The 15,350-nt window shown below is 59.0% G+C and carries 17 protein-coding genes; 4 read left to right on the top strand and 13 right to left on the bottom strand.

Annotated features, from left to right (window positions below):
* Nucleotides 1-167: 167 nt before the first annotated feature.
* From PMI36_RS04445 to PMI36_RS04460, 5 genes are all read right to left on the bottom strand, one after another.
* Nucleotides 168-1,067 (bottom strand): polysaccharide deacetylase family protein, encoded by a 900-nt coding sequence (locus PMI36_RS04445; protein ID WP_032830638.1) that lies wholly within the window; start codon nt 1,065-1,067, stop codon nt 168-170.
* A gap of 169 nt (nt 1,068-1,236) precedes the next feature.
* A complete protein-coding gene (locus tag PMI36_RS04450; protein ID WP_008075205.1) occupies nt 1,237-2,184 on the bottom strand; it encodes an ABC transporter substrate-binding protein in 948 nt (315 codons plus the stop codon).
* A gap of 262 nt (nt 2,185-2,446) precedes the next feature.
* A complete protein-coding gene (locus tag PMI36_RS31780; protein WP_008075203.1) occupies nt 2,447-2,605 on the bottom strand; it encodes a hypothetical protein in 159 nt (52 codons plus the stop codon).
* Between the two features lie 66 nt (nt 2,606-2,671).
* Nucleotides 2,672-2,983: an AzlD domain-containing protein gene (locus PMI36_RS04455; RefSeq protein WP_162830927.1), complete on the bottom strand. Its 312-nt coding sequence runs from the start codon at nt 2,981-2,983 to the stop codon at nt 2,672-2,674.
* Nucleotides 2,983-3,681, bottom strand: coding sequence for an AzlC family ABC transporter permease (locus PMI36_RS04460; protein ID WP_032830637.1), 699 nt, complete (start codon nt 3,679-3,681; stop codon nt 2,983-2,985). The genes PMI36_RS04455 and PMI36_RS04460 overlap by 1 nt, the downstream gene beginning before the upstream one ends.
* A gap of 387 nt (nt 3,682-4,068) precedes the next feature.
* On the opposite strand from PMI36_RS04460, the gene dapA reads away from it, so the two are divergent.
* Together dapA and PMI36_RS04470 are read left to right on the top strand one after the other, a co-directional pair.
* Entirely contained in the window at nt 4,069-4,944 is an 876-nt protein-coding gene (gene dapA, locus PMI36_RS04465) for a 4-hydroxy-tetrahydrodipicolinate synthase (protein WP_008075198.1), read from the top strand.
* A gap of 60 nt (nt 4,945-5,004) precedes the next feature.
* The gene (locus PMI36_RS04470; protein ID WP_008075197.1) at nt 5,005-5,391 is read left to right on the top strand and encodes a DUF2784 domain-containing protein; all 387 of its coding nucleotides are present in this window, start codon (nt 5,005-5,007) and stop codon (nt 5,389-5,391) included.
* Between the two features lie 15 nt (nt 5,392-5,406).
* Here PMI36_RS04470 and PMI36_RS04475 read toward each other — a convergent pair whose 3' ends face one another.
* From PMI36_RS04475 to PMI36_RS04500, 6 genes are all read right to left on the bottom strand, one after another.
* Nucleotides 5,407-6,984 carry a sensor domain-containing diguanylate cyclase gene (locus tag PMI36_RS04475; protein ID WP_008075195.1) on the bottom strand — a complete coding sequence of 526 codons (1,578 nt, stop codon included), beginning with the start codon at nt 6,982-6,984 and terminating at the stop codon, nt 5,407-5,409.
* A gap of 171 nt (nt 6,985-7,155) precedes the next feature.
* Nucleotides 7,156-7,923, bottom strand: a complete 768-nt coding sequence (locus tag PMI36_RS04480; protein ID WP_008075193.1) for an ABC transporter ATP-binding protein — start codon at nt 7,921-7,923, stop codon at nt 7,156-7,158.
* A gap of 20 nt (nt 7,924-7,943) precedes the next feature.
* Nucleotides 7,944-8,657: an ABC transporter permease gene (locus PMI36_RS04485; protein WP_008075192.1), complete on the bottom strand. Its 714-nt coding sequence runs from the start codon at nt 8,655-8,657 to the stop codon at nt 7,944-7,946.
* The gene (locus PMI36_RS04490; RefSeq protein ID WP_008075191.1) at nt 8,654-9,343 is read right to left on the bottom strand and encodes an ABC transporter permease; all 690 of its coding nucleotides are present in this window, start codon (nt 9,341-9,343) and stop codon (nt 8,654-8,656) included. Before PMI36_RS04490 ends, PMI36_RS04485 begins: the two co-directional genes overlap by 4 nt.
* Nucleotides 9,344-9,434: 91 nt before the next feature.
* Entirely contained in the window at nt 9,435-10,223 is a 789-nt protein-coding gene (locus tag PMI36_RS04495; RefSeq protein ID WP_008075190.1) for an ABC transporter substrate-binding protein, read from the bottom strand.
* 79 nt (nt 10,224-10,302) lie between these two features.
* Nucleotides 10,303-11,472, bottom strand: coding sequence for a M20 aminoacylase family protein (locus PMI36_RS04500; RefSeq protein ID WP_008075189.1), 1,170 nt, complete (start codon nt 11,470-11,472; stop codon nt 10,303-10,305).
* A gap of 96 nt (nt 11,473-11,568) precedes the next feature.
* Between PMI36_RS04500 and PMI36_RS04505 the strand changes: the two genes are divergently transcribed.
* Nucleotides 11,569-12,558, top strand: a complete 990-nt coding sequence (locus PMI36_RS04505; RefSeq protein WP_162130637.1) for a LysR family transcriptional regulator — start codon at nt 11,569-11,571, stop codon at nt 12,556-12,558.
* A 201-nt stretch (nt 12,559-12,759) separates the two neighbouring features.
* Here PMI36_RS04505 and PMI36_RS04510 read toward each other — a convergent pair whose 3' ends face one another.
* On the bottom strand, nt 12,760-13,287 hold the full coding sequence (locus tag PMI36_RS04510) for a DUF3087 domain-containing protein (RefSeq protein WP_032830636.1): 528 nt from the start codon (nt 13,285-13,287) through the stop codon (nt 12,760-12,762).
* Nucleotides 13,288-13,514: 227 nt separating this feature from the next.
* Here PMI36_RS04510 and ppnN point away from each other — a divergent pair, with 227 nt between their 5' ends.
* Complete coding sequence (ppnN, locus tag PMI36_RS04515; protein ID WP_008075186.1) at nt 13,515-14,888, top strand: nucleotide 5'-monophosphate nucleosidase PpnN; 1,374 nt, start codon at nt 13,515-13,517, stop codon at nt 14,886-14,888.
* Nucleotides 14,889-15,203: 315 nt separating this feature from the next.
* On the opposite strand, the gene PMI36_RS32535 is transcribed toward ppnN, so the two are convergent.
* Nucleotides 15,204-15,350, bottom strand: a 147-nt coding sequence (locus PMI36_RS32535) for a DUF6124 family protein (protein WP_008075184.1), incomplete at its 5' end; no start/stop codon positions are given.

The raw sequence follows: 15,350 nt of genomic DNA, 5'->3' as shown, positions 1-15,350 counted from the left end.
GTAGCAGCTGCCGAGCCTGCGAGGCTGCGTTCGGCTGCGCAGCAGCCGTCAAACCAGAACTTGCGGTGTATCAGGCAAACCGCGTTAGCTGGATTCGCGACTGCTGCGCAGCCGAACGCAGCCTCGCAGGCTCGACAGCTGCTACACAGTCAATCGCCCGACATCGATCAGTGGGTATCTGCGCCCCATAACCAGTTCCAGATGCCTGGCAACTCAACCGCTTCTGAACTGTCACGGACAGTCCGCGCCATGGCCGCTCGCTGCAGCGCTGCCGTGTCGTCATAAAACGCTTTCTGCGCCGTGACCAGACCGGTGGCACTGGCACTGTCGAGGAGGATTTGCAGGTATTCCCGGGTATGCCGGGCGGTGTAGCGATTCAGGTCGTGAAAGGTCACTACCACCGGAATCACTCCGTCCACCGTCGGCAACTCGCCGAGGGCAATGCGCTCGCGGACTTCGGACAGTTGCCGCAGCATATTGGCCCGCCGACGGGGGCTGGCGTTGAAGCCCCAGATCTTGCCGTCATTGGCGCTCAGGTCGGTCAGCAATACGTGCATACCATGTTGTTGATAGGCCGCAAAGGTACGTTTGTCATAGTTCCAGAATGGCGGACGCACCAGGGTCGGCGTGGTTTTGCTGATCGCGGCGATGTCTGCGCTGCCATCAGTGAGCGACTGTTCCAGCTCTTCCGGGTCCAGTGAACGATGGTTGGTGTGCCGGCGCGTGGCGGTATGGAAGCCCAACAGGTGACCTTCGGCGTGTTCGCGACGCATGATCTGTCGACCCGCTTCACTGCCGCCGGCGCGTGAGTCACGGGTCTGCACGAAGAACACCGCTTTAATGTCGGGTTGCAGCGGATTGCGCGCGAGGCTGTCGAGCACGGTGACGGTCGGGTTGTAAAAACCCGACGCGCTGGGCCCGTCGTCGAAGGTCAGCAGAAAGCGGATCGGCGCTTGTGTGCGCAGACCCTGTTGCGTCTGCGGCGTCATTTCAATGGGCGCGGCAATGCAGCCCAGCAAGCCGACTGCGATGGCGAACGCGGAGAGAACCTTGACCAACTGTTTCATGTTTTGCCTTGGACCAGACCTTGCGGTCATCACGTTTAATGGCAAAAACCCCTCGCCCATTCATCCCTCGACCGGCCCGCAAATCGCTGCAAGCCGAGGTTGGATAAGGGTACACAGTGTTTGGTTCCGGTGCCCGCTCCCGGACTCGCGTTATGCCTGCGATTTTCGGTTATTGCGCCAGCGCCTGCTGGAACGAGCTGTCGATGATCGGTGCCGTCGCCAAGGCCGCCGGCAATGCCTTGACCTTGAACAGGAAGTCCGCGGTGCTTTGCAGATCCGCCGCGGCCTGCTGATCCACCGGGCCGACAGTCATGTGCGCCTGGCGCAGCCAATGGCGTGACACGTTCTGATCAAGGTTGGCCTTTTTCGCCCAGAGATCGGCGTACTCGTCAGTGTGGGTGTCGACCCAGGCCCGGGCCTTTTTCAGGCGCACCAGGAAGTCGGCAATGGCTTCGCGTTTGCTGTTGACCGAAGGCGTCGAAGCGGCGATGGCGCTCAGGCCGGGCATCAGGTTTTTGGCAGTAAGAATCGGCCGGGCGCCGGAGAACAGAATCTGCTGGGAAATGTAGGGTTCCCAGACCGGAAACGCGTCGATGCTGCCTTGGGGTAACGCGGCAGCGGCGTCGATTGGCATCAGTTTGATGAAGTCGACGTAGTTGTCCGGCAAATCGGCTTGTTCCAGGGCGCGCAGGGTCAGCTGCTGGCTCCAGGCGCCGGGCCAGTAAGCGACTTTCTTGCCCTTTAGATCGGCGATGGTTTTGACCGGCGAGTCCTTGGGCACCAACAAGGCGATGGTGTCCGGGTTCTGCCGCGACACGCCGATCAGCTTGACCGGTGCCTGTTTGGCGGCCAGAAACAGAAACCCCGAATCACCGAGAAAACCCAGGTCCAACGCGCCGGTATTCAGCGCTTCGGCCAGCGGCGCAGCGGCCTGGAAGTGCTTCCAGTCAACAGTATAGGGCGCTCCTTGCAGCACACCCGAAGCCTCCACCGAGGCGCGAATGTTGTAGTAGTTCTGATCGCCGACGTGCAACACCACGGGCTCGGCACCGTAGCTCAAAGGCGCGGCAAACAGCGCGCAGGCCAACAGACCGCGCAAGTATCGGGACAGGTTCATCAGGGGCTCCTGGAGGGCTATTTTTATAGACCATAACGCTCTTATATGAATACTTTAAATTCTATTTATGCATAAGCTCATGACCGGGAACAGTGAGTGTTTACCCAGTAACAGTGGCTCAACAGACTGCATTTCCCGGTACATTTCTCTGTCTGCGGCGGCACATTGTCTTACCTGTGGGAGCACAGGCATTGGAAACTAAAAAGCCCCGCTGTCTATGACGGGGCTTTCTATGGCGGGGCTTTTGGCAGGTGCAGATCTGTCAGGGCTTCAGCGGGCGCTCCTGGTCGCGGTCCGACAGTTCTTTACCGTCATCAGGATGCTTCCAGTCCGGCGTCGAACGCCTCTGCCGCTCGAGCTCTTCCTCCGTCGGCTCATCGATGTCCTCATCCGGGTCCGGACGCTTTGGTTCAGTGGCCATATCCACCTCCATTCCTCAAGGGATCAGTCATCTTCCTTAAGCGTAGAACAGTTTCTCCGGGATGACTCAGAGCCACCACCGCAGCAAAAAGAAGAACCCCATGCTCAACAACATGCTGAGCAAGGTGTTGCGGGTGTAAAGCACCAGGCCCACGGCCACCAGCGAACTGATCAGGTACGGGTTGTCCCACTGCAGGTTCAACTGCTTGTCGGGCATGAACACGATCGGCCCGCAGATGGCGGTAAGCATGCCCGGCACCGCGAAACCGAGGAACTGCCGGGCATTGCTGCTCAAGCGCACCGGCAGCCGAGGCTCGAGAAATACGTAGCGGTTCAGGAACACCAGCAGGCCCATCCCGATAATCACAGCCCAGACCATCATGTGCGCCCCACATAGAGTTTGTTGCAGATAAAGCCTGCGGTCATGCCCGCCAACCCCGACAACACCAGGGCCGAGCCCCATTGCCAATAGCTGAACAGCACCGAACAGAACAGTGAAACCGCCACGCAGACCACCGTCGGAACATTGCGCACTACTGGCGTGATCAAGGCGATAAAGGTCGCCGCGATGGAAAAGTCCAGCCCCAGGTGTTCAAGGCCCGGAATGCTGCTGCCCAGCACAATGCCCGCCAAGGTGAAGAGGTTCCACGCGATGTAAAACGTCAGGCCCACACCCAGGGCATACCAACGATTGAATTGCTGTTTGTCATGCTGGCTGGTCAGGGCGAACAACTCGTCGGTGAGCAAAAAGCCCAGCCCCACACGCCAGCGGCCCGGCAACGGGGAAATCACTGAACGCATGCTCATCCCGTAAAGCAAATGCTGGGAGGTCAGCAACAACGTGGTCAAGAGGATCGAAAAGACCCCGGCACCACCCTTGAGCATGCCGATGGCGACCAGTTGAGCCGCGCCGGCAAACACGATGCTCGACAGCCCCTGGCCTTGCAGCGGTGTGAGGTTGGCCTCGATGGCCATGGAACCGGCCAGCAACCCCCAAGGCGCGGTCGCCAGGGACAACGGCATGATGGCCGCGGCACCGCGAAGGAATGCACTGCGCGGCATGAGTGAGTTGGACATAACGCTCTACAACCAGGGAAAGACCCCAGACTGTGCCAGCAGTCGCGGTGAATGGCTTGAACAATCTTGCGCACTTGCGACGAGCGTGATTTCACGATTGACAAATACCCCGCCGACTTTTAAAACTGGTCGCCTCATTCAGGGTGTAAGCAACCATGTCCGCAACCTTCAACCTCAACACTGTCGTCATTGGCTTGAATGCCAAGGCGCAAGGTTGCGTTGCGCACGCCCCTAAATCGAAGAAACAGTCGCTCATGTGACCGGGGCGCGCTGTCCCGTCAGATGAGCTGACAGGACATTGAGCGCGGCGGATACTCCCTCCTTCTTGCTGACTTCCTTCTACGCTTCTGACGGTGACGAAATCGGTCAACCTTCAGGAGAAAGTGCATGTCATCGTTTCAAGGTATCTGGGTTCCCATCGTTACGCCGTTTCACGATGGCGCGATTGACTTCGCCGGGTTGCGGCGGCTGGTCAGTCATCTGCTGGAAAAAGGCGTCGATGGCATTGTGGTCTGCGGCACCACCGGGGAAGCCGCGGCGCTGGGCAAACATGAGCAATTGGCGGTGCTCGATGCGGTGCTGGAACTGGTTCCGCCAGAACGTGTGGTGATGGGCCTGGCCGGCCACAACCTTGCCGAGTTGCTGCAATTTCAAAGCGAAATCCTCAAACGTCCCTTGGCGGGTTTACTGGTTCCACCGCCGTACTACATCCGCCCTTCCCAGGCCGGCCTCGAAGCTTTTTTCAAGACCGTCGCCGATGCGTCCAGCGTCCCGGTGATTCTCTACGACATCCCCTATCGCACCGGCATCGCCTTCGAACAGGCGACCCTGCTTCGGATCGTCGCCCACGAGCGGATCGTCGCAATCAAGGACTGCGGTGGCAATCCAGCCACCACTCTTGCGCTGCTCTCCAGCGGCAAAGTCGATGTGCTGTGCGGCGAAGACCACCAGATCTTTGGCGCGTTATGCCTGGGTGCCACAGGCGCGATTGCCGCCTCGGCCCATGTTCATCCCGAATTGTTCGTGACGCTGTATCAACAGATCCGCGATAACCGGTTAGCGGCCGGCCGGACGACCTTCTTCCAGTTACTGCCCCTGATTCACAGCCTGTTCATCGAGCCCAATCCGGCACCGGTGAAAACCGCCCTGGCCCTTGAAGGGTTGATCCGCGACGAGCTGCGATCGCCGATGCAACGCAGCAGTGAAGCCACGGCGGTGCGCTTGAAGGAAGTATTGGCAGTGCTGGAAAACAGCAATCGATAGAGCACACGCGCCCAGCCCGAGTACCATGGAGCGATTCACATAACGCGTCAGGGAATCGACATGCTTTACCGAATCGCCGCCGACGGGCTGGTGCTGTCTCATTTGCTGTTCATTCTGTTCGTGCTGTTCGGCGGGCTGCTGGTGCTCAAATGGCACCACTTGGCCTGGTGGCACCTGCCTGCCGCCGCGTGGGGCGTGATCGTGGAAGTTTTCCACCTGACGTGCCCACTGACCGAATGGGAAAACCTCATGCGCCACGCGGCCGGGCAAACCGGTTATGGCGGCGGTTTTATTGAACATTACGTGTGGCCGATTGTTTATCCGGCCGGGCTGACCCCCACGATTCAGCTAGGGTTGGCCAGCGTGGTGCTGGCGATCAACGTGCTGATCTACCTGCGGCTGATCCGCTTATGGAAGCGGCGACATCCGACTCATTCAGGACAATAACCGCTCTGGTTGAGCTCAGTTGGCAATGACGCTCATGTTCCGGCCACTGGCCTTGGCCACATACAACGCCTTGTCTGCGGCGCCGATCAAATCTTCGGGCTGGCTCTGCGCCGTCTGGTTGTAGGCACAGACCCCCAGGCTGACCGTGACGAGGCCTTCGGGGCTGCCGCTATGCTTGATGTCGACTTGCTGAACCGCGCGACGGATCTTTTCCGCCACCAGAAACGCCCCCACATAATCGGTGCCGGGCAGCACCACCGTAAACTCCTCACCACCGAATCGGGCAGCAAGATCGCCGGGGCGCTGGATGTTGTCGGTGATGATGGTGCTGATCTTGCGCAAACACTCATCGCCTGCCAAATGACCGTAGTGATCATTGAAACTCTTGAAATGATCGACATCGATCATCAGCAACGCAAGGCTGGTATGGGTACGCCTGGCACGGCCCATTTCCGCCAGGATGAACAGGTCGAATTGACGCCGGTTGGAAAGGCCGGTCAGTGCATCCTCCAGAGCCAGCAGCTTGAGGCTATGGTTGATCTCAATGAGTTTTTCCTGAGCCTCCAGCAATTCGCTCTGAACATGATTCTGCTGCTTCATGACGCGGATCAGGCGATAGCCGAGAACGCCCAGAAACCCCAGCAGCAATGAGACGATCCCCGCACTGAGGATTGACTCCCGCAGCCAGCTGGCCAGGACTTCTTTTTTGTCGAGCGCGGCAAAAACGATAAGCGGATAACCCTCCACCCGCCGAAACCCCACCACCCGCTCCACCCCGTCCAAGTAGGATTTGACGACTGCCGTACCGGAATCGCCCTTGGGCAACAGCTGGGTAAACAGCGGCCCCTTGGCGACGCTGGTGCCAATATCGGTTTCCTTGAACGGGCGGCGAACGACGATGGTGGCGTCATCGGCGATCAGGTTGATCACCCCGTTACTGCCCATGTCGATGCTGTTGTACAGGTCCAGGAAATGGTTGAGATAGATCGAAGCCACCGCCACGCCAGCAAACCGGCCATCGGCGTGATTGATCCGGCGTGACACGGTCATGATCCACTCACCGGTCGAGCGACTTTTTATCGCCGGACCGATATGAGGACCGCGGTCGGGATGATCACGGTGGTAGATGAAATATTCACGGTCGGAATTATTGGCATTGGGCGGTATGACGTTAATGGCGTTGGCGAGCCAGCGTCCTTCTTCGTCGAATACGAATAACCCATGGATCTGCACCAACTCACTGCGCTGGGCGTGGAGCAAACGTTGCAGTCTGGGAAATTTCGCCGGTTCCATGCCGTCGATTTCAAGGCGATCCACCAAGGCAAACAGCAGCGTGTCGGCCTGCTTGATCGATGCCTGCGCCTGCGAGGCGAGGGTTTGCGCCAGGTTGGACATCTCCACTTCGCTGCTGCGCAAATGATACTGACGGGCGTTCCAGCCTTCCCCGATCGCAATGGCCGTCATGGACAGGCACACCGCAACGAGCAGGAAGACTGCGTATCGAACCTTGAGTTTCGACTCAACCTGCCCTGGTAACCAAGGCGTGGCGAGTCGGGTGCTTTCGATACGATCTTTGACGGACGGATGCCCCATGACGCTCCCTTAATCCCTTATGACATGGCGAATTTTCCCGTTCGCCCTTTTAGCGCCAGCCAGCCGTGGCTGGCGCTCAGACCACTATGACTCATCAACGAATACGATAGGTGATTTGCGCGAAAATGCTCATCGAATCATCCGCCGGATCAGCGAGGATAATAGCACCCGTTACTTTAGGCTCCCCGCCAAAAACTGCTTCAACCGCTCGCTCCGCGGCTGCTCCAGCACACTGCTCGGCGCCCCCTGCTCTTCCACCCGCCCCTGATGCAAAAAGATGACGTGGTTCGACACCTGTCTGGCAAATGCCATTTCGTGGGTGACCACCACCATCGTCCGGCCCTCCTCTGCAAGCTGCTGCATGACTCTGAGCACCTCGCCTACCAGTTCTGGGTCCAGCGCAGAAGTCGGCTCGTCGAACAGCATCACCTGGGGCTCCATGGCCAGCGCGCGAGCAATGGCAACACGTTGCTGCTGGCCGCCGGACAACTGGACCGGATACTGGCCCTCGACCTTTGCCGGCAGGCCGACCTTGGACAGGTAATGCCGCGCCCGCTCCTGGGCTTGCACGCGACCGACACCCAGCACGCTCATCGGGCACTCGATGATATTTTCCAGCACGGTCATGTGGCTCCACAGATTGAAGTGCTGAAACACCATCGACAACTTGCTGCGCATGACCTGTAACTGCCCGGGATCGACCGCACACAACTCTCCCCTTGAGTTCTTGCGGGTGAGCAGTTCTTCGGCGTTGACAATGATGCGTCCGGCTGACGGTTGTTCGAGATGGTTGATACAGCGCAAGAAGGTACTTTTTCCGGACCCCGAGGAGCCGATGATGCTGATCACATCACCAGCCCTGGCCTTGAGCGAAACCCCCTTCAATACTTCATGGCTGCCGTAATTCTTATGTACATCTTCAACGATCAATTTATACATTCGAGCATGTCCAGTAGGGGTCAGTGCGTCCGGGGGTTGAGGTAGGCGAGCCAATGCAGTTCGCCACGACGAAACAGCCAGATCAGGAAAAACGCGCTGCCTGCATACAGCACCCCGGCAATGCCGAATGCGGTGAAGGATGCGTAGGTTGCCGAGTTGACGTCCCGGGCAATTTTCAGCAAGTCGGGCACCGTGGCGGTAAACGCCACCGAGGTGGAATGCAGCATCAGAATCACTTCATTGCTGAAAAACGGCAGGGCCCGGCGCAACGCCGACGGCAGAACGATCCGGCGATAGAGGGTGAAACGGCTCATGCCGTAGGCGCGGGCCGCTTCGATTTCGCCGTGGGGGGTGGCCCTGATGGAGCCGGCGAAAATTTCGGTCATGTAGGCGCAGGTGTTGAGCCCGAACGCCAGCACCGTGCAGTTGAAACCGTCACGGAAAAACGCGTTGAGGAAATCCTGGGACCGGACCACATGCAAGCTGTACACCCCGGTGTAGAAGAAAAGCAGCTGGATGTACAACGGGGTGCCGCGAAACACATAGGTGTAGCACCAGACCGGCAGGCGGATCAGCGGATTGCGGCTGACGCGGGCAATCGACAAGGGAACCGCGAGCAAGAAACCGCTCACCACCGCAAGAATCAACAGCCACAAGGTCACCGCCAACCCGGAAAAGTGTGGCCCGTCACTCCACAGGTAAGCCTGCCAGTAGTCATCGAGAATGCCGGTCATGGCGCAACCTTCCTGACACCCACTGAGTAGCGGTGCTCGAGCCACATCAACACAACGTTGGAAACCGTGGTAATGGCCAGGTAGATCAGGCCCCCGACCAAGGTGAAATAGAAGAACTGCATCGAGCCCTTGCCCGCGTCCTGCGTGGCCTTGACCACATCGGTCAGGCCGATGATCGATACAAGGGCGGTCGACTTGATCAACACCTGCCAGTTGTTGCCAATCCCCGGCAAGGCATGACGCAGCATTTGCGGGAAGAGGATTTTTCGAAACGTTTTCCCGCGGCTCATGCCGTAGGCCCTCGCCGCTTCGATCTGGCCAGCAGGCACCGCCTGGAAGGCCCCGCGAAAGGTCTCGGTAAAGTAAGCCCCATAGATGAACGACAGGGTCACGACACCGGCCAGAAACGGGTCGATATCGATCTGGCTGAAGCCGAGCCAATCGGTCAGCCGGTTGAGCAGCATCTGCAGGCTGAAGAACAGCAGGAGCATGATCACCAGATCCGGCATGCTGCGGATCACGGTCGTATACCCCGTGGCCAGCGCTCGCAATAAACGGTTGGAGGATAACTTGGAACTGGCGCCGAGCAGCCCTGCCAGGACAGCGATCGTCAATGACCCTAGCGCCAGTTTGATTGTGGCCAGGGTGCCCAGCAGGATCTGCGGGCCAAAGCCTTCCAGAAGCATTTCACTCTCCTTGTTTTTATTAGGTTGAGGTGAAGGAAGATGCTGAAACAAAGCGGCCTGGGCGGCCGCCCTGCTTAAGGTTAGAGAGGCGTTATTTCGCGCCGTAGACGTCGAAATCGAAGTACTTTTTGTTGATCCGTGCGTAAGTGCCATTAGCCAGAATCGTCGCTAGCGCTTTGTTCAGATCTTCGCGCAGCTCGACATCGTTCTTGCGCAAGCCGATGCCGTCTCCGACGCCGAAAAAGCCCGGGTCATCCAGGGTGGCGCCGGCGAACTCATAGTCCTTGCCCCGCTCGGTGTTCAAAAACCCGTAACTGGCCTGAATGGCCCCCTGCAGCGAGGCATCCAGTCGCCCCACCACCAAATCGGCGTACACCTGGTCCTGATTCTGATAAGAGAGAACGTCCACGCCCTTCGAACCCCAGACCGCTTTGGCATACGCCTCCTGGGTCGACCCCTGCTCCACGCCAATGCGCTTGCCCTTGAGCGACTCGAGGGTGGGCAGCACGCCCGATCCCCGCCTGGCAACCAAGCGTGCCGGTGCATTGGACACTTTGTCGGTAAACGCAATCTGCTCCAGGCGCTTGGGTGTAATGGTCATCGACGACGCCACCGCGTCGAACTTGCGCGCCAGCAATGCCGGGATCATCCCGTCCCAGCTGCTTTCAACCCAGACGCAGCGGGCATGCAGCTCGGCGCAAAGCGCTTCGGCGATGTCGACCCCGAAGCCGGTCAGCGTGCCATCCTGGTTCTTGTATTCCAACGGTGGATACGTCGGGTCGACGCCCAGTTTCAATACTTTGCCGGACCAGTCGGCCGCGCCGGTCAGGCCGGATGCCGTGAAGAACACCAGTGAAACAGCCGCGACTATCTTATTCATTGTTATTTTCCTCTAGGGGCTCGCCGAGCCAGGTTACCGACAGCTTTTGTACAGCCATGACACTTGAAAACGTCGCCTCTCAACGCAGAAAACCCTCGACCAGCTTCACCCAGTAACTCGCGCCGATCGGCAGGCAGGCATCGTTGAAGTCGTAGCCGGGGTTGTGCAGCAGACACCCGCTATTGCCTTGGCCATTGCCGATAACCAGATAGCTGCCGGGGCACTTTTCCAGAATGAACGCGAAGTCCTCGCTGGCGGTGAAGGGGCGCAGGTCGTCAATCAATTGCCCTTCGCCCAACCAGTCCTGCGCGACCTGACGGGCGAACGCAGTCTGCTCGGGATCATTGATCAACACCGGATGACAGTGCAGATAGTCGATATGGGCCTGTGCGCCGAAACTGGCGGCCTGGCCCTTGACCAGCTCAGTAATTCGGTGCTCGAGCAATTGGCGAACCTCAGGGGTCAACGCTCGTACACTCAAACTCATTTCGGCGAATGCAGGAATGACATTCGAGGCGCTTCCGGCATGCATGGAACCCACCGTGATAATCGCCATTTCCTGAGGATTGACGTTGCGCGACACGATGCTTTGCAGGGCGATCACGATCGAGGCGCAAACCACCACCGGGTCGATGGCCTTGTGCGGCACCGCTCCGTGACCGCCGTTGCCGATTATTTTGATCGTCACCGTATCGGCAGACGCCATGAACGGTCCGCCGTAAAACCCAAGATGGCCGACGGGGTAACCCGGTACGTTATGCATGGCGAACATCGCATCACACGGGAACCGTTCGAGCAGTCCTTCTTCCAGCATTTTCCTGGCACCGCCCAGCCCTTCTTCGGCTGGTTGGAAAATCAGATGCAGCGTGCCGTTGAACGCCCGGGTTTGCGCCAGGTACTGACCGGCCGCCAACAAGGTTGCGGTATGGCCATCGTGACCGCAAGCATGCATCACCCCGTCGATCCGGCTGGCGTACGGCAAACCAGTGGTTTCCTGAATCGGCAGGGCATCCATGTCGGCACGCAAACCAATGGACCGCCCCTCGCCATTTTTCAGGGTGGCGACAACCCCGGTCTTGCCCACGCCTGTGCTGACCTCATATCCCCACTGGGTCAAACACTGGGCAACCCGCTCACTGGTGGCGAACTCCTCAAAGCCCAACTCGGGGTGCGCGTGAATGCTGTGCCGCAAGGCGATCATTTCATCCTGGATCGCTGCAATACCAGGCAAGACAGGGCCGGCGTTCATTGTTGTATTCCTTCGATAGGGTCTGAGCGGCTGCGAAAGCGCTGTTGGGGTCGATATTAGGGAACGGAATCCGGGCTGGGGAGACGCAGTTTGGTTATGATGACAACCAATGGTTGTCATCAAGGTGAGCAGATGAAGCTGCATCAATTACAAGCACTGATCGCCAGCGCCGAAACCGGCAGCATCCGCGCCGCCGCTCGTTCGCTGGACATGTCCCAGGCCGCCGTGACCAAAGCACTGCGCGAGCTGGAAACCAGTCAGCAGTTACCGCTGTTCACCCGAACGCCCAGCGGTCTGAATTTCACGGAATACGGAAAAGTGCTGCTGACTCACGCCCGGCTCGTGATCAAGCAACTCGAACATGCACAGACAGAGCTCGATCACATGCGAGGCAAGGCTCAGGGGCGGCTCTGTGTCGGGATCACGCCTTGGATCGCCCTGACCTTCTTGCCCGAATTGGTCTTGGCCTTTCGGGAGCGAATGCCGGAAATTCGCCTGGAGTTGTTCGAAAGCCTGATGGCCGTGGCCCAACCACTGTTGCGCGATGGCAGCATGGATTTTGCGATCGGCCAGCTTCACCCGTCTCAATCAACCCAGGAGTTTGCCTGCGAAACCTTGCTCGATTACCAGACGTCGGTACTGGTCCGTCAGGGCCATGCTCGACAGGACGCTCGATCGATCCATGAACTGTTGGAACAGAACTGGACCCTGAACTATGCGCCAGACGGACACGACGGGCTGATGCAGGAGTTGTTCTGGAAACACGGCGCACAGATCGATGAGAGCCGAATCGTCCGCGCCCACTCACTGGCCATCCTGCAGATGATGGTCGAGCGGGCCGACATGTGCACCTGGGGGCCCTCCATCGTGAGTATCGCCCCACCCTTTCTCGGCCGAGTGGTTTCTCTGGAGTTGACCGAACAATTCGAACCCAGGCAGCTGAGCATTGTGACACGCCGCAATGGCGCGCTCAGCAATCCGGCACTGTGCTTCACCGAATGCCTGTTGCAGGTCATTCGGCGCCATGCCCGCTCGGCCAAAAAGGAAGACCGGCAACTGTTTGAAACACTGCACCTTCGGGTTTGAGAGGAACCGTGTAGCAGCTGTCGAGCCTGCGAGGCTGCGTTCGGCTGCGAAGCAGTCGTCAAACCAGAACTCGCGGTGCATCAGGCAAACCGCGTTAGCCGGACTCACGACTGCTTCGCAGCCGAACGCAGCCTCGCTGGGGCTCGACAGCTGCTACGGGCGAACGCAGCCTTCGGCAGCTGCTACATATCGCGGTATTAGTCAGACGCGAGTCTGCTTTACCGCCTCAATCCAGGCCGGATTCAATTGCGTCTGTTCGGTCTCGATACCCAGCGCTTCCATCCGCGCCTTGTGTTGGTCCATTTCACGGGTCAGCTGGCTATGGTCGCTGGAGTTGCCGTCCAACTGGTGCATCTGGCTCAACCCCAAGTGATAAAAACGCAGCAGCTTCATGGCGCTCGGATCGCCCTTCTCCACTGCCGCCGTGACCTGGTGCATGACGTTGGTGATGCTCATCAGGCTGCGCTTGAGCTGCCAACCGTACACCGCTGGCGCCATCCATTCCTGGGTCCAGAACTTGCCGCGCATCAGCGCCACCATCAGCAACAATGCGGCAAACACGCCGCCCACGTTGAAACGCAGATTGTCGCCGCCGGGCTCACCGAACAGCGCCACCGCCGCCGTGGACAGCACCATCGCCAGCGCCAGGAACATCAGGGCGATGATTACCGTGCTGCGCCGCGTCTGGCGTCGATAGGTTTCGGCATTCATTGGCTGGATTTCGAACATCGCGACGGGGTTCCTTGCATCAATGGTAAAAGGCTCTGTGGCAAAAAGACTGCGGGGCATTATCGCCTCCCCGAAGGATTTAGCTATGCTGGGGCTCCTTTTCATCTTTCCATCGTCAAACGGGGAACATGGCGATACAGCGCAGTTCGTGCCATCTTCTCCATGGATACACACTATTCGGATGCCATGCGCCTGCCGGCGGGTGGCATCGTTTTAAGGATCATTGAATGACCCAACGACATGTAATCAACGCCTCGGTCAGCCCAAAAGGCAGCCTGGAAACACTGTCCCAACGTGAAGTACAGCAACTGAGCGAAGCCGGAACCGGCCTCACCTACACCCTTTTCCGCCAGTGCGCCCTGGCCATCCTCAATACCGGCGCCCACGTCGATAACGCCAAGACCATCCTGGAAGCCTACAAAGACTTCGAAATCCGCATTCACCAGCAAGACCGTGGCGTGCGCCTGGAACTGCTGAACGCCCCGGCCGACGCTTTCGTCGACGGCGAAATGATCGCCAGCACCCGGGAAATGCTCTTCAGCGCCCTGCGCGACATCGTCTACACCGAAAACGAACTCGACGCCTTGAGCATCGACCTGAGCACCTCCCAGGGCATCAGCGACTACGTCTTCCACCTGCTGCGCAACGCCCGCACCCTGCGCCCCGGTGTCGAACCGAAAATCGTGGTGTGCTGGGGCGGCCACTCGATCAACACCGAAGAATACAAATACACCAAGAAAGTCGGCCATGAACTCGGCCTGCGCAGCCTGGACATCTGCACCGGTTGCGGCCCGGGCGTGATGAAAGGCCCGATGAAAGGCGCGACCATCGCCCACGCCAAACAGCGCATCCACGGCGGCCGTTACCTCGGTTTGACTGAACCCGGGATCATCGCCGCCGAAGCGCCGAACCCGATCGTCAACGAACTGGTGATCCTGCCGGACATCGAGAAACGTCTGGAAGCGTTCGTCCGTGTCGGCCACGGCATCATCATTTTCCCGGGCGGCGCGGGCACAGCCGAAGAATTCCTGTACCTGCTCGGCATCCTGATGCACCCGGACAATGAAAGCCTGCCCTTCCCCGTGGTTCTCACCGGGCCGAAAAGTGCCGCGCCGTATCTGGAGCAGTTGCACGCCTTCGTCGGTGCCACCCTCGGTGAAGCCGCGCAGCAGCACTACGAGATCATCATCGACGACCCGGCTGAAGTGGCGCGGCAAATGACTCAGGGCCTCAAAGAGGTCAAACAGTTCCGTCGCGAGCGCAACGACGCGTTCCATTTCAACTGGCTGCTGAAGATCGACGAAGGCTTCCAGCGCCCGTTCGACCCGACCCACGCCAACATGGCCAACCTGCAACTGAGCCGCAATCTACCGTCCCACGAACTGGCCGCCAACCTGCGCCGCGCGTTCTCCGGCATCGTCGCCGGCAACGTCAAGGACAAGGGCATCCGCCTGATCGAAGAACACGGGCCGTACCAGATTCGTGGCGATGCTGCAGTCATGCAGCCGCTGGACAAACTGCTCAAAGCCTTCGTCGCCCAGCACCGGATGAAACTGCCGGGCGGCGCGGAGTATGTGCCGTGTTATCAGGTGGTGGCGTAACAATATTGATGTGAGCTTTAACATCACCCCTGTGGGAGCGGGCTTGCTCGCGAAGGCGGCGTAACAATCGACATCTCTGTTGAATGTTAAGCAGCTTTCGCGAGCAAGCCCGCTCCCACACTTTGACAAGAAACCCCGCTTGATGCGGGGTTTCTTGTTTTTGGGGACGGTGTCAGTGGAGCCCATTGTGGCGAGGGAGCTTGCTCCCGCTGGGTTGCGAAGCGACCCCAAAACCTGCACACCGCATATACCGGTGTTACGACTGCTGCGCAGCCGAGCGGGAGCAAGCTCCCTCGCCACAAAAGGTCTGTGGTCTCAGATCAATGGTGAGGACGGCGGATCGAGGTTATCCAGCACCCGATTCACCGCCAACTCCCCAAGCATGACCACCGATTGAATCCCCAACATCATGTTGCGATGTGGCATGTCCATCAACCCGGCGAACTCACTGAGCATCATGCT

The organism is Pseudomonas sp. GM79, from assembly GCF_000282495.1.
Taxonomy (GTDB): domain Bacteria; phylum Pseudomonadota; class Gammaproteobacteria; order Pseudomonadales; family Pseudomonadaceae; genus Aquipseudomonas.
This window is presented reverse-complemented; position numbering and strand designations above follow the sequence as displayed.